The sequence below is a fragment of the Streptomyces sp. NPDC001401 genome (assembly GCF_042895385.1).
In the GTDB taxonomy this organism is placed as follows: Bacteria; Actinomycetota; Actinomycetes; order Streptomycetales; family Streptomycetaceae; genus Streptomyces.
The window spans coordinates 83,230-105,404 of record NZ_JBIAWI010000009.1; the positions used below are offsets into that span (position 1 = coordinate 83,230).

General features: G+C 70.9%; 24 protein-coding genes. 15 read left to right on the plus strand and 9 right to left on the minus strand.

Features of this window, described 5'->3' with window-relative positions; translation table 11 throughout:
• Positions 1 to 67 precede the first annotated feature (67 nt).
• From rhaS to sigJ, 8 genes are all read left to right on the plus strand, one after another.
• Positions 68 to 1,147: a rhamnose ABC transporter substrate-binding protein gene (rhaS, locus tag ACFY10_RS27980; RefSeq protein WP_390667957.1), complete on the plus strand. Its 1,080-nt coding sequence runs from the start codon at positions 68 to 70 to the stop codon at positions 1,145 to 1,147.
• A 17-nt stretch (positions 1,148 to 1,164) separates the two neighbouring features.
• Positions 1,165 to 1,485, plus strand: coding sequence for an L-rhamnose mutarotase (locus ACFY10_RS27985; RefSeq protein ID WP_390667958.1), 321 nt, complete (start codon positions 1,165 to 1,167; stop codon positions 1,483 to 1,485).
• Positions 1,486 to 1,519: 34 nt separating this feature from the next.
• Positions 1,520 to 2,932 (plus strand): BNR repeat-containing protein, encoded by a 1,413-nt coding sequence (locus ACFY10_RS27990; RefSeq protein ID WP_390667959.1) that lies wholly within the window; start codon positions 1,520 to 1,522, stop codon positions 2,930 to 2,932.
• 79 nt (positions 2,933 to 3,011) lie between these two features.
• Positions 3,012 to 4,037, plus strand: coding sequence for a LacI family DNA-binding transcriptional regulator (locus ACFY10_RS27995; protein ID WP_390667960.1), 1,026 nt, complete (start codon positions 3,012 to 3,014; stop codon positions 4,035 to 4,037).
• 101 nt (positions 4,038 to 4,138) lie between these two features.
• The gene (locus ACFY10_RS28000; RefSeq protein WP_390667961.1) at positions 4,139 to 5,440 is read left to right on the plus strand and encodes an alpha/beta fold hydrolase; all 1,302 of its coding nucleotides are present in this window, start codon (positions 4,139 to 4,141) and stop codon (positions 5,438 to 5,440) included.
• 43 nt (positions 5,441 to 5,483) lie between these two features.
• Entirely contained in the window at positions 5,484 to 6,227 is a 744-nt protein-coding gene (locus tag ACFY10_RS28005) for a PIG-L deacetylase family protein (protein ID WP_390667962.1), read from the plus strand.
• Between the two features lie 93 nt (positions 6,228 to 6,320).
• Positions 6,321 to 6,701 (plus strand): YrdB family protein, encoded by a 381-nt coding sequence (locus tag ACFY10_RS28010; RefSeq protein WP_390667963.1) that lies wholly within the window; start codon positions 6,321 to 6,323, stop codon positions 6,699 to 6,701.
• A gap of 171 nt (positions 6,702 to 6,872) precedes the next feature.
• Entirely contained in the window at positions 6,873 to 7,763 is an 891-nt protein-coding gene (sigJ, locus tag ACFY10_RS28015) for an RNA polymerase sigma factor SigJ (protein ID WP_390667964.1), read from the plus strand.
• A gap of 3 nt (positions 7,764 to 7,766) precedes the next feature.
• Here the strand turns inward: sigJ and ACFY10_RS28020 are convergent, their stop codons facing one another.
• The gene (locus ACFY10_RS28020; protein ID WP_390667965.1) at positions 7,767 to 7,967 is read right to left on the minus strand and encodes a DUF5999 family protein; all 201 of its coding nucleotides are present in this window, start codon (positions 7,965 to 7,967) and stop codon (positions 7,767 to 7,769) included.
• A 233-nt stretch (positions 7,968 to 8,200) separates the two neighbouring features.
• On the opposite strand from ACFY10_RS28020, the gene ACFY10_RS28025 reads away from it, so the two are divergent.
• Positions 8,201 to 8,719, plus strand: coding sequence for a GIY-YIG nuclease family protein (locus ACFY10_RS28025; RefSeq protein WP_390667966.1), 519 nt, complete (start codon positions 8,201 to 8,203; stop codon positions 8,717 to 8,719).
• 25 nt (positions 8,720 to 8,744) lie between these two features.
• On the opposite strand, the gene ACFY10_RS28030 is transcribed toward ACFY10_RS28025, so the two are convergent.
• The gene (locus tag ACFY10_RS28030) at positions 8,745 to 9,428 is read right to left on the minus strand and encodes a Clp protease N-terminal domain-containing protein (protein WP_390667967.1); all 684 of its coding nucleotides are present in this window, start codon (positions 9,426 to 9,428) and stop codon (positions 8,745 to 8,747) included.
• 70 nt (positions 9,429 to 9,498) lie between these two features.
• On the opposite strand from ACFY10_RS28030, the gene ACFY10_RS28035 reads away from it, so the two are divergent.
• Positions 9,499 to 10,278, plus strand: coding sequence for a phosphotransferase enzyme family protein (locus ACFY10_RS28035; RefSeq protein ID WP_390667968.1), 780 nt, complete (start codon positions 9,499 to 9,501; stop codon positions 10,276 to 10,278).
• Between the two features lie 37 nt (positions 10,279 to 10,315).
• On the opposite strand, the gene ACFY10_RS28040 is transcribed toward ACFY10_RS28035, so the two are convergent.
• Positions 10,316 to 10,744, minus strand: a complete 429-nt coding sequence (locus tag ACFY10_RS28040) for a pyridoxamine 5'-phosphate oxidase family protein (RefSeq protein WP_390667969.1) — start codon at positions 10,742 to 10,744, stop codon at positions 10,316 to 10,318.
• A gap of 70 nt (positions 10,745 to 10,814) precedes the next feature.
• Between ACFY10_RS28040 and ACFY10_RS28045 the strand changes: the two genes are divergently transcribed.
• Entirely contained in the window at positions 10,815 to 11,645 is an 831-nt protein-coding gene (locus ACFY10_RS28045) for a pentapeptide repeat-containing protein (protein ID WP_390667970.1), read from the plus strand.
• Here ACFY10_RS28045 and ACFY10_RS28050 read toward each other — a convergent pair.
• Entirely contained in the window at positions 11,607 to 13,151 is a 1,545-nt protein-coding gene (locus ACFY10_RS28050; protein WP_390667971.1) for a cytochrome P450, read from the minus strand. The two genes, ACFY10_RS28045 and ACFY10_RS28050, sit on opposite strands and share 39 nt — an antisense overlap.
• A 118-nt stretch (positions 13,152 to 13,269) precedes the next feature.
• On the opposite strand from ACFY10_RS28050, the gene ACFY10_RS28055 reads away from it, so the two are divergent.
• Both ACFY10_RS28055 and ACFY10_RS28060 read left to right on the plus strand, forming a co-directional pair.
• Positions 13,270 to 13,878, plus strand: a complete 609-nt coding sequence (locus ACFY10_RS28055) for a TetR/AcrR family transcriptional regulator (protein ID WP_390667972.1) — start codon at positions 13,270 to 13,272, stop codon at positions 13,876 to 13,878.
• A gap of 83 nt (positions 13,879 to 13,961) precedes the next feature.
• Positions 13,962 to 14,687, plus strand: a complete 726-nt coding sequence (locus ACFY10_RS28060; protein WP_390667973.1) for a DUF2470 domain-containing protein — start codon at positions 13,962 to 13,964, stop codon at positions 14,685 to 14,687.
• On the opposite strand, the gene ACFY10_RS28065 is transcribed toward ACFY10_RS28060, so the two are convergent.
• The 3 genes from ACFY10_RS28065 to ACFY10_RS28075 all read right to left on the minus strand — a co-directional run bounded on the left by ACFY10_RS28065 (position 14,655) and on the right by ACFY10_RS28075 (position 18,385).
• Complete coding sequence (locus ACFY10_RS28065; RefSeq protein ID WP_390667974.1) at positions 14,655 to 15,896, minus strand: beta-propeller fold lactonase family protein; 1,242 nt, start codon at positions 15,894 to 15,896, stop codon at positions 14,655 to 14,657. The two genes, ACFY10_RS28060 and ACFY10_RS28065, sit on opposite strands and share 33 nt — an antisense overlap.
• Before the next feature lie 113 nt (positions 15,897 to 16,009).
• Positions 16,010 to 17,059, minus strand: coding sequence for a hypothetical protein (locus ACFY10_RS28070; RefSeq protein WP_390667975.1), 1,050 nt, complete (start codon positions 17,057 to 17,059; stop codon positions 16,010 to 16,012).
• 54 nt (positions 17,060 to 17,113) lie between these two features.
• Positions 17,114 to 18,385, minus strand: coding sequence for an FUSC family protein (locus tag ACFY10_RS28075; protein WP_390667976.1), 1,272 nt, complete (start codon positions 18,383 to 18,385; stop codon positions 17,114 to 17,116).
• A gap of 114 nt (positions 18,386 to 18,499) precedes the next feature.
• Between ACFY10_RS28075 and ACFY10_RS28080 the strand changes: the two genes are divergently transcribed.
• Entirely contained in the window at positions 18,500 to 19,093 is a 594-nt protein-coding gene (locus ACFY10_RS28080) for a TIGR03086 family metal-binding protein (RefSeq protein ID WP_390667977.1), read from the plus strand.
• Here ACFY10_RS28080 and ACFY10_RS28085 read toward each other — a convergent pair.
• The gene (locus tag ACFY10_RS28085) at positions 19,024 to 20,106 is read right to left on the minus strand and encodes a hypothetical protein (protein WP_390667978.1); all 1,083 of its coding nucleotides are present in this window, start codon (positions 20,104 to 20,106) and stop codon (positions 19,024 to 19,026) included. The two genes, ACFY10_RS28080 and ACFY10_RS28085, sit on opposite strands and share 70 nt — an antisense overlap.
• Before the next feature lie 133 nt (positions 20,107 to 20,239).
• On the opposite strand from ACFY10_RS28085, the gene ACFY10_RS28090 reads away from it, so the two are divergent.
• The gene (locus ACFY10_RS28090; protein WP_390667979.1) at positions 20,240 to 21,574 is read left to right on the plus strand and encodes an erythromycin esterase family protein; all 1,335 of its coding nucleotides are present in this window, start codon (positions 20,240 to 20,242) and stop codon (positions 21,572 to 21,574) included.
• On the opposite strand, the gene ACFY10_RS28095 is transcribed toward ACFY10_RS28090, so the two are convergent.
• Complete coding sequence (locus tag ACFY10_RS28095) at positions 21,538 to 22,128, minus strand: CGNR zinc finger domain-containing protein (protein WP_390667980.1); 591 nt, start codon at positions 22,126 to 22,128, stop codon at positions 21,538 to 21,540. The genes ACFY10_RS28090 and ACFY10_RS28095 overlap by 37 nt on opposite strands.
• Positions 22,129 to 22,175: the final 47 nt, after the last annotated feature.

Genomic DNA, 22,175 nt, shown 5'->3' on the forward strand with positions numbered 1-22,175 from the left:
GTCGCGCAGTTCCCCGCGCCCCTGGAGGGGCGCTCATGCTCACTCTCGTATCAAAGGACCCCATGCCATGCGCAAGTCATCCCTTCGTCGTACCTGTGCGGCCCTCGTCGCCGTCACCTCCCTCGCCCTCGCCGCCACCGCCTGCGGTGGCACCACCAAGAACAACTCCAAGAGCGACGACGCGGCGGCCACCTCGACCGCCAAGGCCGACCCCAACGCCGCCCTCAAGAAGGGTCTGACCGTCGGCTTCCTGCCCAAGCAGGTCAACAACCCGTACTTCACCTCCGCCGACAAGGGCGGCGAGACGGCTCTCACCGAACTGGGCAACAAGTACAAGGAAGTCGGTCCCTCCAGCGCCACCGACACCGCCGGCCAGGTCTCCTACGTCAACACCCTCACCCAGCAGCAGGTCAACGCGATGGCCGTCTCCGCGCAGGACCCCGGCGCCCTGTGCACCGCACTCAAGCAAGCCATGAAGAACGGCATCAAGGTCGTCACCTACGACTCCGACACCAAGGCCGACTGCCGCAACGCCTTCGTCTCCCAGGCCAGCGCCGAGGACCTCGGCCGCACCGAGGTCCAGCTGCTCGCCGAGCAGATCGGCTACAAGGGCCAGATCGCGATCCTGTCCGCCGCCCAGACGGCCACGAACCAGAACACCTGGATCGGCTTCATGAAGGACGAGCTGAAGCAGGACAAGTACAAGAACATCAAGCTGGTCAAGGTCGCCTACGGCAACGACGACGCCCAGCAGTCCTTCCAGCAGACCCAGGGCCTGCTTCAGCAGTACCCGAACCTGAAGGGGATCATCTCCCCGACCACCGTCGGTATCAAGGCCGCCGCCCAGTACCTGTCCGGCTCCAAGTACAAGGGCAAGGTGAAGCTGACCGGCCTCGGCACCCCGAACGACATGCGCAAGTACGTCAAGAACGGCACCGTCGACGCCTTCGAGCTGTGGGACCCGGCGAAGCTCGGCGACCTCGCCGCCCGCACCGCCGTCGCGCTGGCCTCCGGCCAGATCACCGGCAAGGAGGGCGAGACCTTCAAGGCCGGCGACACCGAGTACACGATCGGCAAGGACGGCGTGATCAACTTGGGCAAGCCGACCGTGTTCAACGCGAAGAACATCGACCAGTTCAACTTCTAGTCAGGGGGCGGTACTCCATGCAGCGCGTCTGCTTCCTTCTCAAGGTCCGCGAGGACCGGCTCGCCGAGTACCGCGAACGCCATGCCGCCGTGTGGCCGGAGATGCTCGAAGCGCTCTCCGCCACCGGCTGGCGCAACTACTCGCTCTTCCTGCGAGATGACGGCCTGCTCGTCGGCTACCTGGAGACCGAGGACTTCGAAGCCGCACTGGCCGGCATGGAAGCCACCGACGTCAACGCCCGCTGGCAGGCGGAGATGGGCCCCTTCTTCGAGTCGCTGGACGGCGCCCGGCCCGACGAGGCCATGAAACCGCTCACCGAGGTCTTCCACCTCGCTTGATCCCCCCGGTTGATCCCCCACCCCCGGAGCCCCCATGAGAAGACGCACCGTGCTCGCGACCGCCATACTTGCCGCCGTGGCAACGCCGGGCATCGCGAGGGCCGCCGATCCCGGCCCCTCCGTCAGCAAGATGGGCACGACCCAACTCGACGGTCAGGCCGTCTTCTTCGTCTCCTACGACGGCCTGGTCAACAACAACTCGTTCCAGAAGAACGGCCTGTTGACCTACAAGGGCTACCAGTACGCCGCCTGGTACACCTCGACGAAGAACGCCGTCATCGCCCGCCGAGTCCTCGGCGGCTCCAGCTGGTCGACGGTCACGCTCTCCCACACCCTCAAGACCAGCGACTCCCACAACGTCATCTCCATGGGCGTCTCCAAGGTCGACGGCCGCCTGCACATCAACATGGACTCCCACAGCGACGGCTACTTCTACGTGAAGTCGATCGCCGGACTCCTCGACAACCCGGCGTCCACGTCCTGGACCTCGTCGGTCTTCGGCTCGGTCCAGACCTCGCTCGACGGGCTGGCGCTCACCTCCCAGTTCACCTACCCGCAGTTCGTCTCGACCCCCGAGGGCAAACTGCAGCTCAGCTACCGGGTCGGGATCTCCGGCAACGGCCGCAACGCCCTTGCCGAGTACGACGGTTCGACGTGGACGGCACTGGGGGAGTGGTCCAGCTCCACCGGGACGTACACCAGCTCGCACGGCTCCTCGACCGCCCGCAACATGTACCTGCACGGCATCGACTACGACGCGGGCGGCAGGCTGCACTCCTTCTTCACCTGGCGCGAGCAGAACGCCGCCGTGATGTGCAACAGCGGCGGCATCACCAACCACGACACCGGTTACGTCTACTCGACCGACCGCGGCCGCACCTGGCGCAACGACGCGGGCACCGTCGTAGGCACGACCGGCAGCTCCGACACGGTGGCCGTCACGGACAGCGGCCTGGTCGTCGACTCGCTCAACCCCGACCACTCGCTGATGAACCAGGAGAGCCAGACCACCGACTCCTCCGGCCTGCCGCACGCGATCATCAGCTACGTCCCCGGCCGCTTCGGCCAGTGCACCACCAACTACGTCAGCGACCGCACCGCCAACGGCCGCGCCTTCCACCTCCGCAAGAACTCCTCCGGCACCTGGACCAAGACGGAGATCCCCGTCGCGCTGGGCTCCAGCCAGCGCACCAAGCTGGTCCTGGACAAGTACGGCAACGCCTACGCGATCTTCCCCTACGGCCGGATCGCCGGCGCCTCGAAGTCCTCCGGGTACACCGACTGGACGCTGCTGTACGACGGCAGCGACCTGAACGCCTTCGGCGAGGTCGTGATCGACGAGCTGCGGGTCAAGGCGGACAACGTCCTGTCGTTCATGTACCAGGAGAAGTCGAGCGGTACGACACCCTCGCCGCTCCACGTCGTCGACTTCGCACTGCCCGCGTGACCGGGCAAGATGCGCCGGATGATGACGGTAATGTGAAGGCCTTCCGGCCGAATCGCGTCCCCCAGGAGGTCCCTGCCTGATGTCCCAGTCGGTGGGTATCAAGGACGTCGCCCGCGCCGCCGGAGTCTCCGTCGGCACGGTGTCGAACGTGATCAACCGCCCGGACACCGTCGCCACGGAGACCCGGGCCCGGGTGCTGTCCGCGATCGACCGGCTCGGCTACGTCCGCAGCGAGTCCGCGCGTCAGCTGCGCGCGGGCCGCAGCCGGATCATGGGGCTGCTCGTCCTGGACATGGGCAACCCGTTCTTCGTCGACGTGGCGCGCGGCGCCGAGCGCGCCGCGCGCGACGCCGGGCTCGGCGTGATGGTCTGCAACAGCGCCCAGAGCGCGAGCGAGGAGGCCGACTATCTGTCGCTCTTCGCTGAGCAGCGGGTGCGGGGCGTGCTGCTCACGCCCGCCGACGCGACCGGCCGGAACATCGAGACGTTCCGGCGGCACAACATCCCCTTCGTCCTCGTCGACCGGGTCGCCGAGGGCACCACCGAGTGCTCCGTCTCCGTCGACGACGTGGCGGGCGGCGCCCTGGCCGTGCGCCACCTCGTCGACGCCGGGCACCGGACCATCGCCTACGTCAGCGGCCCGCCCGGCCTCAACCAGGTCCGCGACCGGCGCACCGGCGCCCTGAACGCCCTCGCCGAGGCCGGCCTCGGACCGGACAGCCTGCGCGAACTGCCCACCGAGCGGCTCGACGTGGCCGCCGGCCGCGACGCAGGCGCCCGACTCCTCGGCCTCGCCGACCGCCCCACCGCCGTCTTCTGCGCCAACGACCTCCTCGCCCTCGGCGTCCTGCAGGCCATGTACGCGGCCGGCATAACGGTCCCCGACGACCTCGCGATCGTCGGCTACGACGACATCGAGTTCGCCGCGGCCGCGGCCGTCCCGCTCACCTCGGTACGCCAGCCCGCCGTCACCATGGGCGCCCTGGCCGCCGAGCTCCTGCTGGAGGAGACGGAGGCGGAGACCGGGACGAAGCGGCACGAGCACCGGCGTGTCGTACTCCAGCCGGAGCTCGTCGTGCGGCGCTCCAGCCTGTCCGCCCGCTGATCGGCCGGTCAGTAAGTTTTCATGATCCAGGGGGTCGGCCGCCGGACGAACATGTGGTGAAGTGGGACGCGGCCCGAAACCCGTCCGTCCCTGGAGACCCGTTGACCGCCACGTACCGCCAGCCCGGCGTCGTCCTCACCGACCGCCGCTTCACCGTGCCCCTCGACCACGACAACCCCGCAGGGGAGACGATCGAGCTCTACGCTCGCGAGGTCGTCGCCAGCGACAAGGTGCAGCAGAACCTGCCCTGGCTGGTCTACCTCCAGGGCGGCCCCGGCTTCGGCGCGAACCGCTTCGTGGGCAGGCAGTCCTGGCTGGGCCGCGCCCTCAAGGAGTACCGCGTCCTGCTCCTCGACCAGCGCGGCACCGGCCACTCCACGCCCGCCAACCGCCAGACCCTCCCGCTGCGCGGCGGGCCCGCCGAGCAGGCCGACTACCTCGCGCACTTCCGTGCCGACGCGATCGTCCGCGACTGCGAGGCGATCCGCCGCCAGGTCACCGGCGGCGACCGCTGGACGGTCCTCGGCCAGAGCTTCGGCGGATTCTGCACCGTGAACTACCTCTCCAGCGCCCCCGAAGGCCTGACCGCGGCCCTGATCACGGGCGGCCTGCCCTCCCTCGACGCGCACGCCGACGACGTCTACCGCGCCGCCTACCCCCGCATCGAACGCAAGGTCACCGCCCACTACACCCGCTACCCGCAGGACATCGAACGCGCCCGGCGCATCGCCGACCACCTCCTCACCCACCAGGTCACCCTGCCGAACGGCTACCGCCTGACCGCCGAGGCCTTCCAGTCCCTCGGCATCGTCCTCGGCGGCAGCGACGGCAGCCACCGCCTGCACTACCTCCTGGAGGACGCCTTCGTCCGCACCCCGCAGGGCCCGGCCCTCTCCGACGCGTTCCAGGAGCAGGCCCAGAGCCTCCTGTCGTACGCGAGCCACCCCCTCTACGCCCTCGTCCACGAGGCGATCTACGGCCAGGACGAACGCCCCACCGCCTGGTCCGCCGAACGCGTCCGCGCCGAGTTCCCGCAGTTCGACCCCGCGAAGACCCTCGCCGGCGACGGCCCCCTCCTGTTCACCGGCGAGTCCATCCACCCCTGGATGTTCGACTGCGACCCGGCGCTGCGCCCCCTGCGCGAAACGGCCGAGCTCCTCGCCGCCCGCAACGACTGGCGGCCCCTCTACGATCCCGCGCGCCTCGCCGCCAACGAGATCCCCGTAGCGGCCGCCGTGTACCACGACGACATGTACGTCGACACGGCCCACGCCCTCGAGACGGCGCGCACGATCCGCGGACTGCGGACGTGGGTGACCGACGAGTTCGAGCACGACGGGGTACGGGCGGGCGGGCCGCGAGTGCTGGACCGGCTGCTGGAGCTGACACGCGACGAGGCGTGAGGTCACCCGGGGTGATGTCGGTGTCACGGGTTAGTCTGCGGCCATGACCGAGCCGCAGACCGCCCAACTCCAGCCCATGCCCACCGACTGGCAGCGCGCCCTCGCCGTCGTCGCGCACCCGGACGACCTCGAGTACGGGTGCTCGGCGGCCGTCGCCGCATGGACCGACGAGGGCCGCGAGGTCGGCTATGTACTGGCCAGCCGGGGCGAGGCGGGCATCGACACGCTGGAGCCCGCGAAGTGCGGTCCGCTGCGCGAGCGCGAGCAGCGGGCGAGCGCGGCCGTGGTGGGGGTGACGGCGGTGGAGTTCCTCGACCACAAGGACGGCGTGATCGAGTACGGCACCGCCCTGCGCCGCGACATCGCCGCCGCGATCCGCCGGCACCGGCCCGAGCTGGTGATCACCCTCAACCACCGGGACACCTGGGGCGGCATCGCCTGGAACACCCCGGACCACGTGGCCGTCGGCCGCGCCACGCTCGACGCGGCGGGCGACGCCGGCAACCGGTGGATCTTCCCCGAGCTCGTCGAACAGGGCCTGGAGCCCTGGAACGGCGTCCGCTGGGTCGCCATCGCCGGCTCCGCCTCGCCCACGCACGCGGCGGACGCATCGGCCGGACTGGAACGCGCGGTGCACTCGCTGCTCGAACACCGCACCTACATCGAGGCGCTGACCGAGGAGGACCCGGAGACATACGTCCGCGGATTCCTCACCGCGCACGCCGAGAGGACGGCGGAGCGGTTCGGGGGCCGGCCGGCCGTGCCGTTCGAGGTCTTCAGCCGCTAGATGAACAAGTCCGATGTCTGATCTGGTGGTTCTTGAACTTCCCGTGCGGCGGTCTGTGATCCTGGAGGGACCACGACGGAGGGAACTGCGCGTATGTCGTCCGGGTATGGCTTTCACCCGTTGTCCCTCGGTGTGAGGTTCGTGTTGGAGCTGGTGGCTCTGGTGTGCTTCGGGCTCTGGGCATGGGCTGTCGTGCCTGGTTCCCTGCGGTATGTCTGCGTGGTTGCCGTTCCCCTGATCGTGGCCGTGCTGTGGGGAGTCTTCGCCACCCCAGACGATGCATCCCGGTCCGGGGGGACGGTGATTGCGACACCTGGTCCGCTGCGGTTCCTGCTGGAGCTGGCTGTGTTCTTCGGCGGAGCGGCGGCGTTGTACGCGGCGGGATCCCGCACTCTCGCCGTGACGCTCGCCGGTGTGCTGGTCGTGTACCACCTGCTGTCGTGGGACCGGGTCTTGTGGCTGGTCAGGCATTGAGTCCGCCCGGCCGTATCGGGTTGGCGGTGCCTTCGGGACCACACAGAGGGTGTCCAAGATTGGGTAGGCACCCTCATCGCATTTGATCATTGAGCACATAGGATTTGCTCGTCTGGACGAGTGCCGTCGACAGCGGTCCACAGCAGACACGGGGAAGACATGGGGGAACACATGAAGGGCACGGAAGTCCTGGCCGACCGCTTCGAGGAGCACCGCGGGCACCTGAAGGCCGTGGCCTACCGCATGCTGGGCTCGCTCGCCGAGGCGGAGGACGCCGTCCAGGAGACCTGGCTGAAGCTGAGCCGTTCCGACGCGGACGCCATCGAGAACCTCGGCGGGTGGCTGACCACCGTGGTCGGACGGGTCTGCCTCGACATGCTGCGCTCCCGGAGCTCGCGTCGCGAGGACCCCATCGACGAGACGTTCGTGCCCGACCCCGTGATCAGGCCCTTGTCGCAGATCGACCCCGAGCAGGAGGTCCTCCAGGCCGACTCGGTGGGGCTGGCGCTGCTGGTGGTCCTGGAGACCCTGGAACCCGCCGAGCGGCTGGCGTTCGTGCTGCACGACATGTTCGCGGTGCCGTTCGACGACATCGCGCCGGTCGTGGAACGCAGTTCGGCGGCGACCCGGCAACTGGCCAGCCGGGCCCGGCGCCGGGTGCGGGGCGCCACGCCGTCCACGGAACCCGACTTCGGCAGACAGCGGCAGGTCGTCGACGCCTTCATGGCGGCCGCCCGCGCCGGGGACTTCGAGGCGCTGGTCGCGGTCCTCCACCCCGATGTCGTGCTGCGGGCCGACTCCGGTGCGCTGGTCGGGGGCGCCGCCGCCTCCAAGATGGTGCGCGGCGCGAAGTCGGTGGCCGAACAGGCGCTGCTGTTCCGGCAGTTCGCGCAGTTCGCTCAAGTGGTACTGGTCAACGGGCAGGTCGGCGTCCTCAACGCGGTCGAGGGGCAACTGCAGTCGGTCATGGGTGTCACCGTCGTCGACGGCAGGATCGTCGCCCTGCACATCCTGGCCGACCCCGAGCGGCTCGCCCGCCTCGACCCCGGCGCACTCGACTGAGGGTCAGGCGGCCACGGCCAGCGGACCGAGGGTGCGGTGCGGGTCCACGACCCGCCCGTCCGGCAGCAGTTCACCCGTGTCGTCGAACACGATCGTCCCGTTGCACAGCAGGCTCCAGCCCTGTTCGGGATGGGCCGACACGATCACGGCGCTGTGGTGTTCCGGGCTGTCTGCGGTGGGGCACGGTGGCCGGTGACTGCACATGATCTCTCTCCTCGGTCCGACTGGCTCCCGCCTGAAGTGGGCTCGTATCTGTGATAGCCGAGCTTGTTTTCCGTTGAATGAGGAGACCCCCACAGCGGCGGAAACTCATCGGTGAGGTTCGGTTCCCCGCAGGCCGTCTTTCGGCGGGATCCGCGGCGGACCCTCTGTCACACCCGCGTGGGAGCGTGGGACATGGACAAGTCGGCGCGCGTCGAGCCGAAGGGGGCCGCGTCATGACCGACGTCGATTCGCAGTTCCTGCGTGGCTTGTTCGACGAGGAGGGCAGCCTGCACACCGCGGGCCGCACAGCGCTGTACCGGCTGTACGGCCTCGAAGGCCTGCTGTACGTCGGCATCTCGATCTCCCCGCTGACCCGCGTTCGCACGCACCTGCGCGAGCAGCCGTGGGCGTCGCAGGTCATCGGGATACGGATCGAGTACCCGGACGACGCGGAGGCAGCCGAACGCGAGGCCGTCTGGACCGAACGCCCCAGGCACAACGTGATCTTCAACGGCCACAGCCCGCCCGCGCCACCGGATCGAGCAGCGCGCCTCAGGACCGAACTCGCCCTTGAACGCCGGCGGTTGGTGGGGCTCGAGTCGGCCGTGCCCGAGTCGTCGACTCACCTACGGCTCATAGCTCGCGGAATCAAGGCGAAGCAGGCGAAGATCGCGAAGCTGGCCGAGGACATCGAGAACATCGAAGCCGCACAGCATCACTTCACGGACCGGAGCAAGCCGGTGCGGTCATGACCGCAGCCCCCGCTGCGCTGCACACTCACCGGTGAGGCTCGCTTCCACCGAACCCGCTTTCCGCGAGAGCCGCGGCCGCGACTCCGCGCCCGACCCTGGCCAGCCCCACCAGCAGGTCGGCGCAGTCGATCAGTTGCGAGCCGGCCTGCTCGACGCGCCCCTCGGCCAGCGCGATCGCCTTGCGCGAGTACGGCGTCCAAGCGATCCGCTCGGCCGCCTGCGAAGCGCCCATGCTCAGCCGCTCGCCGACCGACCGGTGGACGGCCTCCGCCGATACGCCGGACTGCTGCAGCAGCCGGGTGGCGCCGTTGTCCTCCGCGGTCAGCCCCCACAACAGGTGCTCCGTCCCGATGTAGTTGTTGCGGTGCTGTACGGCCGCCGCCTTGACGTGGACCATCGCCCGCCGGAGGTCCTCGGTCATCGTCTCGGGGCTGTAGCGCTTGTGGGGGGCCTGGAAGCGCTGCTGCACCGCCTGCCGGGTCACCCCGAGGGCCGCCCCGATGTCCGTCCACGATGCGCCGTGCATACGGCAGTGCTCCGCGTAGTCCTCGACCAAGTCGTCGGCCAGCGCCTGGAGTTGCCCGGATATCTTGGCGGCGGCGGTCAGCAGCGCCAGCCAGTCGGGCTGTTCCTGGTCACCGGGGCGGTGGGCAGTGGTGCATGTGCGGTCCACTTCGGCGATGAGGTCGTCCAGATCGGGGAGAGCCATGAGGCAAGTGCGCTTTGACAAAACCATTTTGTCAAAGCGCACTTGCCTCATGGGAGTTGAGGAGAGATCGGTGCACGAGGACGAACAGCCCCTGTCGGGCGGGAACGTCAGCGACGGCGTCGTCCGCGTCGGCGACACGGTCCGTCGACCCGCGGGGCCCTGGACGCCCGCGGTGCACGCTCTGCTCACGCACCTGCACGAAACGGGCTTCCATGCGGCCCCGCGCCCCCTCGGGATCGACGAACAGGGGCGCGAGGTGCTGACCTTCGTGCCGGGCGACGTGGTCTGGCCCGACCGGTTCGCCCTGGTGGAGCCCGCAGCGGGGCTGGTCCGCGTGGCCCGGCTGATCCGGGACTTCCACGACGCAGTAAAGGACTTCACGCCGCCGCCCGAGGCCCGCTGGCAGGTGCTCGTTCCCGCGGAGGGCGCCGACATCATCGCCCACCAGGACCTGGCGCCGTGGAACCTCGTGGTCGGCGGCGAGGAGGAGTGGGCCTTCATCGACTGGGACACGGCCGCCCCCGGCTCCCGCCTCTGGGACGTCGCCTACGCCATCCGCGGCTTCGTTCCCCTGTCCGCTCATCCCGACTGGCGGAGCCCCGACGCCGCCGCCCGCCTGCGCCTCTTCGCCGACGCCTACGGACTCGACGAGAGCGAACGGCGCACCCTCGTACCGATGCTGGGCCGCCGCACCCGAGCCATGCACGACTTCCTGCGCGAGGAGTCGGACCGGGGAAATCAGCCGTGGGCGAGACTCTGGGCGGAAGGCCACGGGGACGCGTGGCGTGGGGACGCCGAATACATCGAAGAGCGCCAGGAGCAGTGGGAGCGAGCCCTGCTGTCCGGCTGACCCTCGCCCTGGGGGCTCCTCGGACGTTCGCGGCCGGTCATCCGACCGCGCCCAGATCGGCGGTGAACCAGTGCTCGGGCCGCATACGGACCACGACGTGATCGGCGAGTTCGACCTCGGCGAAGGCCACGAACTCGTCGAGTGCTGCCCCCGACAGGTAGCGGCCGGCCATCTCCCGATGAAGCGCGCCGCTTCCCTCGTCCACTTCGGCGACCGGCCCTTCGACCGAGACGTACCGGTGCGTCGGCTCCGTGCGCTGGACCATCAGACTGAAGCGGCCCGCCGCCCTGATAAGGGTCATCTTCCGGGAGCCCGCGCCGGTGAGAATCCACGGCAGACCGCCGGGCTCGTAGGCGTACCAGATCGGCACCACCAACGGCCCCCGGTCGTCACCGGCCGCGACGCCCAGCGCCGCGACATGCGGCTCAGCAAGGAAACCTTCCCGTTCTTCGCGTGAAAGCGCCATACGACGACTGTAGGCGCGGCCACAGACAACTGAACGGACCCTCAGCGCGCACCCCGTTAGGCTTGGCGTCATGCAAGATCAGACAGTCGGCCGGGCCGACCTGCGCGGCGACTGCGAGCGCTGCTTCGGGCTGTGCTGTGTCGCCCTGCCCTTCACCGCCTCCGCCGACTTCGCGATCGACAAGCAGGCCGGCACGCCCTGCCCGAACCTTCGGGAGGACCACCGCTGCGGCATCCACGCCCGGCTGCGGCAGAAGGGCTTCACCGGCTGCACGGTCTACGACTGCTTCGGCGCCGGACAGAAGGTCTCGCAGGTCACCTTCGGCGGACAGGACTGGCGCACCGGCTCGCGCGAGCAGACCCGCCGCATGTTCGACGTGTTCCCGGTCGTCCGGCAGCTGCACGAACTGCTCTGGTACCTCACCGAGGCGCTCACCCTGCCCGCCGCCCGCCCCGTCCACGCCGACCTGCGCCGCGCCCTGGCGGAGACCGAGGAGCTCACCCGGCGACTCCCCGAGGAACTGGCTGCGTTGGACGTCGGCGCGCACCGCCAGACGGTCAATGTGCTCCTGCTGAAGACCAGCGAGCTGGTGCGGGCAGGCACCCGCGGCCGCAAGAAGGACCGCCGGGGCGCCGACCTGATGGGCGCCCGCCTCAAGGGCGCCGATCTGCGCGGGGCGAACCTGCGCGGCGCCTACCTGATAGCCGCCGACCTGACCGGCGCCGATCTGCGCGGCGCGGACATGATCGGCGCCGACCTGCGCGACGCGAACCTCACCGACGCCGACCTGACCGGCGCCTTCTTCCTCACCCAGCCCCAGCTCAACGCCGCCCGCGGCAGCGCGGGCACCCGGCTGCCGGAGTCAGTCACCCGCCCCGTGCACTGGACAGCGCAGCTCTGACGAAGCCTCCTCGACGGCCCGCGCGGGTGCGACGGACGCGGTGACCGCACGCCGCTCCAGATGCAGCCGCAGCCCCTCCGGCATCAGCGTGAGCCGCTCCGTCACCCGCAGCCGGTAGGCGGGGTCGGGCCGCAGGTCGTAGCGGCGCAGCAGCAGGCCGAGCACCAGCGTCGCCTCGTGCAGTGCGAACTGCCGCCCGATGCACGCCCGCGCGCCCGTCCCGAACGGCTTGAAGGTGTGCGGGGCGCGGGACCGTACGGCCTTCGGGTCGAAGCGGTCCGGGTCGAACCGCTCCGCGTCGCTGCCCCACACCTCCGGGTCGCGGTGCAGCATCGAGGTGAGGACCAGCGCCCACGCGCCCCGCTTCATCGGATGGTCGCCGGCCAGCACCGTGTCCTCGCGGGCCTCCCGGGCGAAGGCAGGTGCCGTGGGCCACAGCCGCAGCGCCTCGTCCAGCACCCGGCGCACATACCGCAGCTTGGCCACCTGGTCGTAGCCGGGCACCCCCGCATCGCCCCAGACGGCGTCCACCTCGGCCCTGGCGCGGGCGGCGACCTCGGGGTGCCGGGAGAGGTAGTGCAGGGCGAAGGAGAGCGCGCCCGAGGTCGTCTCGTGGCCCGCCACCAGGAAGGTGATGACCTGCCGGCGCACGTTCTCGGCGGACAGCCGCTCCCCGGTCTGCGGGTGGGCCGTCTCCAGCATCCGGTCCAGCAGGTCCCCGTCCCCGTCCTCGCCCGCCGCGCGACGGGCCCGCACCAGGTCGTCGACGGTGCGGTTGAGATACGCGATGTCGGACTCGTTACGGCGCGAGGCGCTCCGCAGCAGGAACGGAGCCAGCGGCGACGGCACTGTGTTCATCCGCTGCGCGTACGTCAGCGTGCCCACCATCGCGGTCACGAACGGATGCAGCCGGGGCCGCTCGAAGGAACCGAAGTCGTGCCCGAACCCGGTGCGCGCGATCGTCTCCAGGGTCAGCTTGGTCATGTCACCGGGTACGTCCACGGCCCGGCCCGCGGCCAGCTCGCGGTCCCAGTGGTCGGTGAGCCGCCCGGCCACCGCCAGCATCATCGGGTGGTAGCCCTCCATGGCCTCCCGGCTGAAGCCCGGGGCCAGGACGTCGTGCGCCAGCTGCCAGTTCGGCTCGTGGTTGTACGCCGTGAACAGGGCGTCCCCCACGACCGGCCGCAGGTTGGCGACGCCGAGACCGACGTGCTTGGCGAAGCGCGACTCGTCCGCCATGTCGGCCGCCGGCTCGGCGCCCCACACGAACACGAACTCCTTGCCGAACGCCTTGCGCCGAAAGATCGGCCCCAGTTGGCGCGCATAGCGCATGGAGTCCTGGACGGGCGCGCGCCGGTCGGCGCCGAGCACATCGCCGAGCAGGGGGAGCCGGTGCGGGGGATGCGGGATGCGGTGCAGCTCGGGCCAGCCCAGTTCGGCGCCCCGGAACCCCTTGGGAAGCCGGGTCTGTATCGCCGTTCCGGCCCCTGACGTCGTCTCCGCCATGACGCGATCTCCCTTGAATCAGCGGCAGGTTGAGCTGCTGGACACCTGTTGTACATGGGTTCAATAGTGGGTTCCAGTCTGGTCCCGCTGTTGAACCGGCGTCAAGTAAAGTGCGGGCATGGCCGCGAACCAGGGCGAGCGCACGCGCCGCCGGCTCAGCACCGAGGAGCGCCGGGAGCAGCTGCTGTCGGTGGGGGCGCGGCTGTTCTCGGAGAGTCCGTACGACGAGGTGTGGATCGAGCAGGTCGCCGAGATCGCCGGCGTCTCGCGCGGACTGCTGTACCACTACTTCCCGACCAAGCGGGACTTCTTCGCCGCGGTCGTCGAGCGCCAGAGCGAGCGAATGCTGCGGATGACGGCGGCCGTGCCCGGGGTTCCGGCACGCGAACAGCTGGCCGCCGGCCTCGACATCTTCCTGGAGTACGTGCACGCCCACGCGCACGGCTTCCGCGCCTTCCACCGCGCGGACGCGGCGGGGGACCAGGCCATCCGCAGGGTCTACCAGCGGGCGCTGGCCGCCCAGGAACGGCAGATTCTGGCGACGCTCGCCGCCGACCCCGAACTCGGCCCGCTCGCACAGCGGCGCCCCGACCTCAAGCTGGCCGTCCGCGGCTGGCTGGCCTTCACCACGGCCGTCTGCCTGGAGTGGCTTCGGGGTTCGGATCTGCCCCGGGAACAGGTGCGTGACCTGTGCGCCCGGGCGCTGCTGGGTGTCATCACGCCCTGAGGCGCGCACGCTTCGGTCACCCGTGGTTGGCGTACACCCCGATCTTCGATAGGTTAGGCAAGGCTTACCTAAGGAGGTTTGGGATGGGTGACAGCCCCAGCTGGACTGCCGCGCCCACCGCGGCCGAACGAGCCCGGTCGGTGCTCGCCGCCGCTTGGTCCTGCGCGGTGACCGGAGACGGCGGTCGCGAGGAGTTCGTCGGCGCGCATAGCGTGAACGAGGACGGTCGGGTGCTGCTGCACGTGCCCGAGGACAGCGCCCTGCTCGCGGCCGCGATCTGCGCGCCCCGCGGAGAGCCCCATGCGGTGCTGGAGTTCGCCGACGTCGCGCCCGTCCCGGTGCGCCACCGGATCCGGGCCCGGCTCTGGCTCGCGGGGTACTTCATCCCCGAGGACGGCCACCTGGCGTTCCGGGCCACCAGGATCGTGCTGCGGCAGTCCTCCGGTGCGGCGGTCGTCGACCTCGACGACTTCGCCGCCGCCGAGCCCGACCCGCTGGCCCTCGCCGAGGCACACCTGCTGACCCACCTCGCCGACTGCCACGCCGACGCCGTCGAGCGGCTCACCCGGCTCGTCGACCACGCCAGCCTGTACGGCGCGGTCCGCGTCCAGCCCGTTGCCGTCGACCGGCACGGACTGACGCTGCGCATCGAGCGCAACCGCGCCCACGGCGATGTACGACTGCCGTTCCACGCGCCCGCCGACGACGTCGGACAGCTCACCGAGCGCATGCACGCCCTGCTCACACAGGCCGGCGCCGCCTCCTGTCCGCGCGCCCTACAGCGGCAGCGCACAGACGGCGACGGGTGAGGCGAACGGCTCGCCCGCGAGCCGCAGTTCACCGCTCTCGTCGTCCACGTGGAAGACGCTGACCGTGCTCGACTTCTGGTTCGCCGCGAACAGCAGCGTCCCGTCCGGCGAGAAGGCGATCTGGCGCGGGAAGTCACCGGACACCGGCACCGTGCCGAGCAGCCGGAGCCGGGCGCCGTCCGCCTCGACCGCATAGTGCGCGAGGCTGTTGTCGCCGCGGTTGGCCAGATAGGCGTAGGAGCCGTTCGCGGTCACCACGATCTGCGCCGGGTAATTGGTGCCCGGGCCCGAGCCCGTGGACTGCGGGTCGCCGATCGTCAGACGCCCGGTGGCGGCCTCGTACGCGCAGACCGCGACCGTGTTGTCGACCTCGTTGGCCAGATACGCGTACCGCCCGCCGGGGTGGAAGGTGAGGTGGCGCGGACCGGCGCCCGGCCGGGTGTGCGCCTGCGCGACCTCGGTGAGGGTGCCCCGGCGCTCGTCGAGACGGTACGTGTAGACGGTGTCCGTGCCCAGATCCACGGCGAGCACATGGCCGCCGTCCGGGCTGGTGATGAACTGGTGGGCGTGCGGGCCCTGTTGGCCCGGTCCGGGGGCCGGAGTCGAGTGCGTCACCACGTCCGTGCGCTCGCCCGGCGCGCCGGAGCTGTCGATCGGGTGCACGGTCACACTGCCCGAGGTGTAGTTGGCGCTCAGCAGCCAGCGGCCGCTCGGATGCACGGAGAGGTGGCAGGGGCCCGCCCCGCCGGTGCTGCGGGCGCCGAGGATCTTGCGGTCGGCGAGGCGTACGGCGGTCACGGCTCCGTCGTCGTGCTCGTTCACCGTGTACAGCGTGCGGCGGTCGGGGTGGAGCGCAAGATACGACGGGTTGACGATGCCGGTGAGGGTTCCGGTGCCGGTGACACGGCCGGACGCGGTGTCGTACGTGGCGAGGCCGATGCCCGTGCCGCCGCCCTCGACCGTGGTGTAGGTGCCGAGGTAGAGCGGCTGGGGGCCGGAGGGCTTCTTGGTCGGGTGCGGTGCGGAGGGCTTGGCCGACGGCTGCTCGGCAGCGGTCGCTGCCTGCTCGGGGCGTGCGGCGGTGCGGGCGGACGCGTTCTTGGGTGGCGCGGGTGCCGGCAGTGCCGTCACCGCGGCCGCTCCCGCGAGCGCGCCGACGAAGCGGCGCCTGCTCCAGCCGCCGCCCGCCGCTCCTGCCCCACTGCCCATGTCCACACCTCAGGTGGTCGCTCGCCTCGATAGTGACAAGCCACCATGACCCGTGCCTGCCGGTGCGCGCAAGAACGGCAACAGGCGTTGCGCAGCGTGCAATGGCTGCCGGTCTACCAGTCGCCGTCCTCGACCGGCTTGCCCGGCGCGTCCTTCAGCGGCTTGACCTGCTGCGGCGCGGGATCCTGCCACGGCTCGTGATCGTCGCCGAGCCAGTCGCCGGCCGGCTTCACGCCCTCCAGCGTGTCCGTGGGTGTGAGATCCTCCGCATCCTGGTCGTAATAGTCGTACCAGGGCAGCCCGGCCCGGGTGTACTCCGCACGGTCCACGGGCGACGGCGGGGGAGCCTCGCCGGTGATACGGCGCCACTCCGGAGGCGTCACCAGGTGCACGAACACGCGCCCCGCGGGCTCCTCGGCCCAGTCCTCGAGCGGCCGGTCGTCCCGGTAGACCTCCTGCCGCATCGAACCGCCGACGCCGAGCCCCATGGCCGCGGCGCGCCGCGGACGACCCGCCGGAGCCGCCACCGGCACCGGGCCGCCCGGCGCGGGCGCCGCCATCGGCAGCGCCGCACCGTACCCCCCGGCCGACATGCTCGTCCGCTGCAGCTCCGAGCGGCGCCGCTCCTCCTCGCGCCACTCGGCCAGCCTCCGCTCGCGGAGCGGGAAGGACTGCAGCTGTACGCCGCCCCAGGTCTCCTCGCCCGTGACCTGGCCCTCGACGGTCGCACCCAGGCCCAGCGGCACCGCCACGAACTGGCGGACCGTGCCCTTCCCGGAGTTGATGCCGTCCAGCCACGGCTGGCGGGGCAGCACGACATAGTTCTGCGGCTTGCGGGACAGCCGGTCGCTCCACGGCTTCCCCGAGACCGCACACACCTTGCCGACCCCCACCTGCAGGGCGGCCGGCTCCACGGTCCCGCCGAAGCTCAGCCACATCGCCTCACGCAGATACACCGGCAGCATCACACCGCCCCGCGCCCGCCACTGCTCGGGCACGGTGTCCGGGAAGTCCGCGACCCGGCGGACCGGGAACTCGCCCAGTCCCGGCGGCAGCGGATGGGTGCCCGTCTCGGGCAGCCGCAGGGTGCGCACGAACCGCACCGCCACAGCGCCCGGCAACCGCAACGTGTTCCCGTCGATCCGCACGCTCGTGTCCGTCATTCGCCCGCCCCCTTGTCTCCGGCCCCCGAAACGTACGCAGCTCCGGTGACTCCGTCACCTAGAACGACGCTCGGCGTCGTCAGGGTTCCTGCGCAGCACCTCCGGAACCCTGAGCCGATCGGAATCGCGCAGGCTCTCGCGCAGCCTGGTCAGCCGTGGCATGCGCTCGCGCTGCTCGCGGGAGGTGCGGTCCAGCTCCTCCAGGAGGCGGCGAGAACGATGCTCGGTGTCCATCTCGTCGAGGATGCGGTTGACCTCCGTCAGCACGGCGCCGTACAGCTGCCAGGTGCGGGCGTCGCGCTGGACCTCCTCCAGGAGCAGCTGGGCCAGCTTGTCGCGGGTGGCCGCGGCCTGCCGCAACTCGGCGGCCAGCCGGGACTCCGCGGACTCGGCGCTCACACTGACGTCGCTGGTGACCAGCACCGCGAAACTGACCACGGCGTCGGCGATCTCCGACAGCAGCCGCTCCACGGCGGCCCCCGTCTCGGACGCGAACAGCGGCTCGGGATCGCGTTCCTTGGTGAGATCGGTGAAGGTGCGCGCCAGTACCCGCAGCACCACCGTGCAGATCTCCAGCGTGTCCAGCCCCGTACGCAGCACCACCCGGTGCAGCAGGCCCTCACGCACGCGTGGGTTGAGCCGCAGACTGTCCTCGGCCTGCCTCAGGGCCGCGTCGACCTCGACGATGTCGTGGTCGAGCCGACGTGCCTCGTACAACCGCTCCGTCGCCCGCTCGACGGCCGTGCGCCCGGCGGCCTCCTCGCCCATGCGCAGCATCAGCTGCCGCAGCCGGCGGGCCAGCCCCTCGATCGACTCACCCGCCTCGTCCACCCACACGGGTGGCGCGAGCAGCAGATTGCAGCCGAACCCGACGACCGCGCCGATCAGCGTCTCCACCACCCGCGCCCAGGCCGTGTCCCCGTGGGTCGTGACCCCCAGCACCAGCATCGCGCTGATCGCCACCTCGGGCACGTACTCCTCGACCCGCACCAGCCGTCCCACCGCCAGCGAGGCCACGATCAGCAGGGCCAGGCTCCACCAGGTCAGACCCACCAGGAGGCTGAAGGCGATGGCGACGAGGACGCCGGCCACGACCGAGTTCACCCGGCGGATGCCGTTGGTGAGGGTGGCGTACAGGGTGACCTGGACGACCAGCAGCGCGGTCAGTGGGGCGGTGAGCGGCGCCGGCTCGGGGCTGAGACGCAGTGCGACGACGTACGCGATCGTCGCCGCGGCAGCCGCCCGCAGCGTCTGCACGACCATCGGGTCCCGGCGCCGCTTCACAAAGCGCACGAGAGACGCCGTCCACTCACGTACATCTCGCATCCTCGGGCCGTGCCCCTTCCTGTCCCTGAGGACCATGTCATTGAGGACCGTAACTGTCCGCAAGGCAGCCTAGATTGTCCGTGTCGGTCGAAGGATGACAGGAGGGGAACAATCGTGGAGCACACCCAGGGCATCGAGGTTCTCACGCGGGCGCACGCTTATCTCGCCGAGGTGGTCGCCGGAGTGCCGGAGTCGGCGTGGTCGGCGCCGACCCCGTGCGCCGAGTGGACGGTACGGCAGGTCCTCAACCATGCGCGGATCGACCAGCAGGGCTACGGCCTCGCCATCACCGGGGGCCGGCCGGACTCCGACCCGTTCCACCCCGCCGACGCCCTCGACGGAGATCCGGCGGCCGAGCTCGCCAAGGTGCTCCGGGCGGTGGCGGACGCGTACGCCGGACTGCCCGCCGACACCGAGCAGGCACCGACGCCGCTGGGTCCCCTGCCCGTGCCGCTCGCCGCGGCGGCGGCCGCCATGGACGCGGCCGTGCACGCCTGGGACATCGCGGTCGCGACGGGCCAGGACCGGCCGCTGAGCGTGGAACTGGCCGAGGGGATCTGGCCGGTCGCGGAGCGCCTCGTCGATCATCTCCGTGACGCATACCAGGTGTTCGCGCCCGCGCGGGAGGTCGTGCCGGGCTATGACAGGGCCGAGGCGCTGCTCGCCTTCCTGGGGCGCGACCCGCACTGGTCCCCTGCGGCGTCCTGACGCGCACGGCGCAGCGCACCCGAGACGACGGCCAGCAGACAGAGCCCGATCAGCCAGTTCGTCACCGCCGAGAACTGGTTGACGACGAAGTCGAAGACCTGCCCGGCCAGCAGGTCCACCAGCAGCGAGGCCCGCAGCAGCCCCAGGCCCCGCACCCGGTCCCCGCGCAGCTGCACCATTCCGGCCACGGCCAGCCCGAGCATCACGGCCGAGCAGACGACCAGCCCCGTCACCGCACCCCACTCCGGTTCGTGCCGCAGCCGCCCGGCGGCAAGATCCCAGCCGACCCCGACGAGCAGCAGGGCGCCCTGCAGCACGGTCCACGCCAGGGCCGCCCACAGCGTCACCTGGTGCGCGAACAGCACGGAGACGGCCCTACGGCCTCGGGCCGGCGCGTCCCGCACCGCGTCCGGCAGGCGCACCCGAGGCCGCTCCGGTGCCGCCTCGACACACTCCAGCAACCGCACCAGCGCCACGTCCACGGGCCGCGTCGAGCCCTCCAACGTCCGCAGCGCGGACCTTCGTTGACCTTCCGTCAGCCCCGATACGACCCCGGTGAGCGCGGCGTCGGCGGCGCGAGCCGTCCGCGCCCGGGGCCCCGGCGTGCCGCCGCGCGGCACCAGCCACCGGCTCAGCACCACCAGCCCGGCGAAGGCCAGATAGATCAGCCCGGCGGCCGGCCGATAGAGGTAGCCGCCGCCGTCGCTGACCACCTTGCCGATCTCGTCGATGAACAGCCCGAACCCCACCCCGCCCGCCACCGCGCCCCACAGTCGCACCCGGCGGCCCAGGAACACCAGCAGCACGACGAGCCCGGCGGCCATCAGCAGCCCGCCCCACAGCATGTGCGCGATGTGCAGACCGGTGCCGTGGCCGCCGAGTTTCGGATAGCCGGTGCGGGCCAGCAGCCACCGGGTCAGGAGCACGGTGGCGATGCCCGTCAGCAGAAACAGTCTCAGGTCGGCGCCGGCCGTCGCCGTACGGAAGGGCCCGCTGTGCCGCCGATTCGTCATATCGGCATGGTCGCTGCCGCGCACCACCGTGATCCATGAGGAAAACCCCCGTCCTCGCCCCGCGGTTGTCCGCACCCCGGGAGGGAGGACTGCCGGATGGTCCACCGGCCGCCCGGCACGCAAGCCTTGGATCATGAAATGGCATCGGCCCCCCATCGTCCTGTCCCTGCTCATGGCCTTGGGCGCCGCAGCGGCTGTCACCCCGGCAACGGCGGCGCCGCAAGCGGCCACGTCCGTCGTCGACGCTCTCGACCGCGCCGCCCACCCCTTGCGGACCGTCGAACCGGACGGCGACACCACCGACCTCCGGGTCCTCGACCGGATGATCGGCGGCGCCCGGGTCGTCGGCCTGGGCGAGGCCACCCACGGCTCCCACGACTTCTTCGCCCTCAAGGATCGAGTCTTGCGCCATCTCGTCGAGGAGAAGGGCTTCCGCACCTTCGCCCTGGAGGCTCCCTGGAGCACCGGCCTGCGGCTCGACGACTACGTGGTCCACGGCAAGGGCGACCCGCGACGCATCATGAGTGAGGAGTTCCAGGGCGACTACAAGTGGTGGAACAACACCGACTACCTGCACCTCGTCGAGTGGATGCGCGCGTACAACGTCCACCACCCCGACGACCCCGTCAGGTTCCTGGGCGACGACGTCGCGTGGACCGGACCCGAGATCTACGACGAGGTCACGGGCCATGTGGCCCGCACCCACCCGGAGTTGAGCGCCCGTTTCGCCGCGCTGTACCGGGGGCTGCAGCCCACCGTGGCCACGGGGAAGTACATGGAGCAGTACATGAACAAGCCGTCCGCGGAGCGCAAGAAGATGGCCGAGCGTACGGGCGAGGCACTGGAGTTGCTGAAGCAGCAGTCCCCGGGCGCGAACCGGGCGGCGTACGACCGGGCCGTTCAGAGCGCGACCGCCATCGACCGGACCGCCCGTCAGTATGCCTTCGACTTCGACGGCCCCGCGCGGCTCGCCGAGGCGATGCGGTACCGCGACTCGGTGATGGCAGCCAACGTGGTCCGGTGGGAGAAGCACACCGGCTCCAGGGTGCTGCTGTCGGCGCACGACAACCACGTCGGCTACGTGCCGGACGACTCCGCCAACTACCCCAAGGTGCAAGGGGCGTTCCTGCGCGACAGCATGGGCTCCGGCTATGTGAGCGTCGGTCTCACCTTCGACCGGGGTTCCTTCAACGCCACCGGAACGGACGGGGCGATACATCGCTGGACGCTGGGCCCGGCCGGCCCCGGCACCAATGAGCGGATCCTGGACCGGGTCCGGTACCGGGATTTCGCGGTCGACCTGCGCACGGTCGGATCACCGGCCCGCGCATGGCTGACCCGGCCCCGCCCCACCAGGACCATCGGCACCCTCTACCCCGACGGCCCGTACGACATCGCCCTCGCCCGCACGCACGACGTCCTGATCCACCTTCACCGGGTGGTGGCGGGCCGGCTTCGGGACCGGTAGCCCGCGACCTTCGCGAGGTTGCCGCAGCGCTCCATGGAGCACCAACGGCGGCGGCGGGCCTGGGAGTCGTCCAGGAACAGCAGCGAACAGTCCGGGTTCTCGCACTTCTTGACCCGTCCGAGCAAGGGGCTGCGCACCAGGAGGACGGCATCCCGGGCCACCGTCGCCAGGGCCGCCCGGGCGGGCTGCCGGGCCGTCCAGCGCACAGGGCCCAGCTGGGGTGCGAGGTCGGGGCGGGCGGCCGCTTGGTTGATCAGCTGCACGTCGCCCGGCTCGGGCGTCTGCCCGGCCATCGCCGCTCGTACGACACGGTGGAGGGCCTCGCGCAGGGTGCGGGCGTCCGCCAGCTCCCGGGCCGTCACCCGCACCGGCTCGCCGTCCGCGGCCAGCTCAGCCTCCGCGAACCAGCGGGCCAGCGCGGCCGTGTCCGGGATCCGCTCCAGGGGAGTGTCGGTGTGCCGTCGGCCGAGCGTCGCCACGAAGTCCAGGCAGGGGCGCCCACCGATGAACGGGAACGTGAGCGCCGGGTCGACGGGGGCGGAGGTGCCGGTCATGCGTATGAGCGTACACCGGTTCATGAGGTGTCGTATCTCTGTCAAAG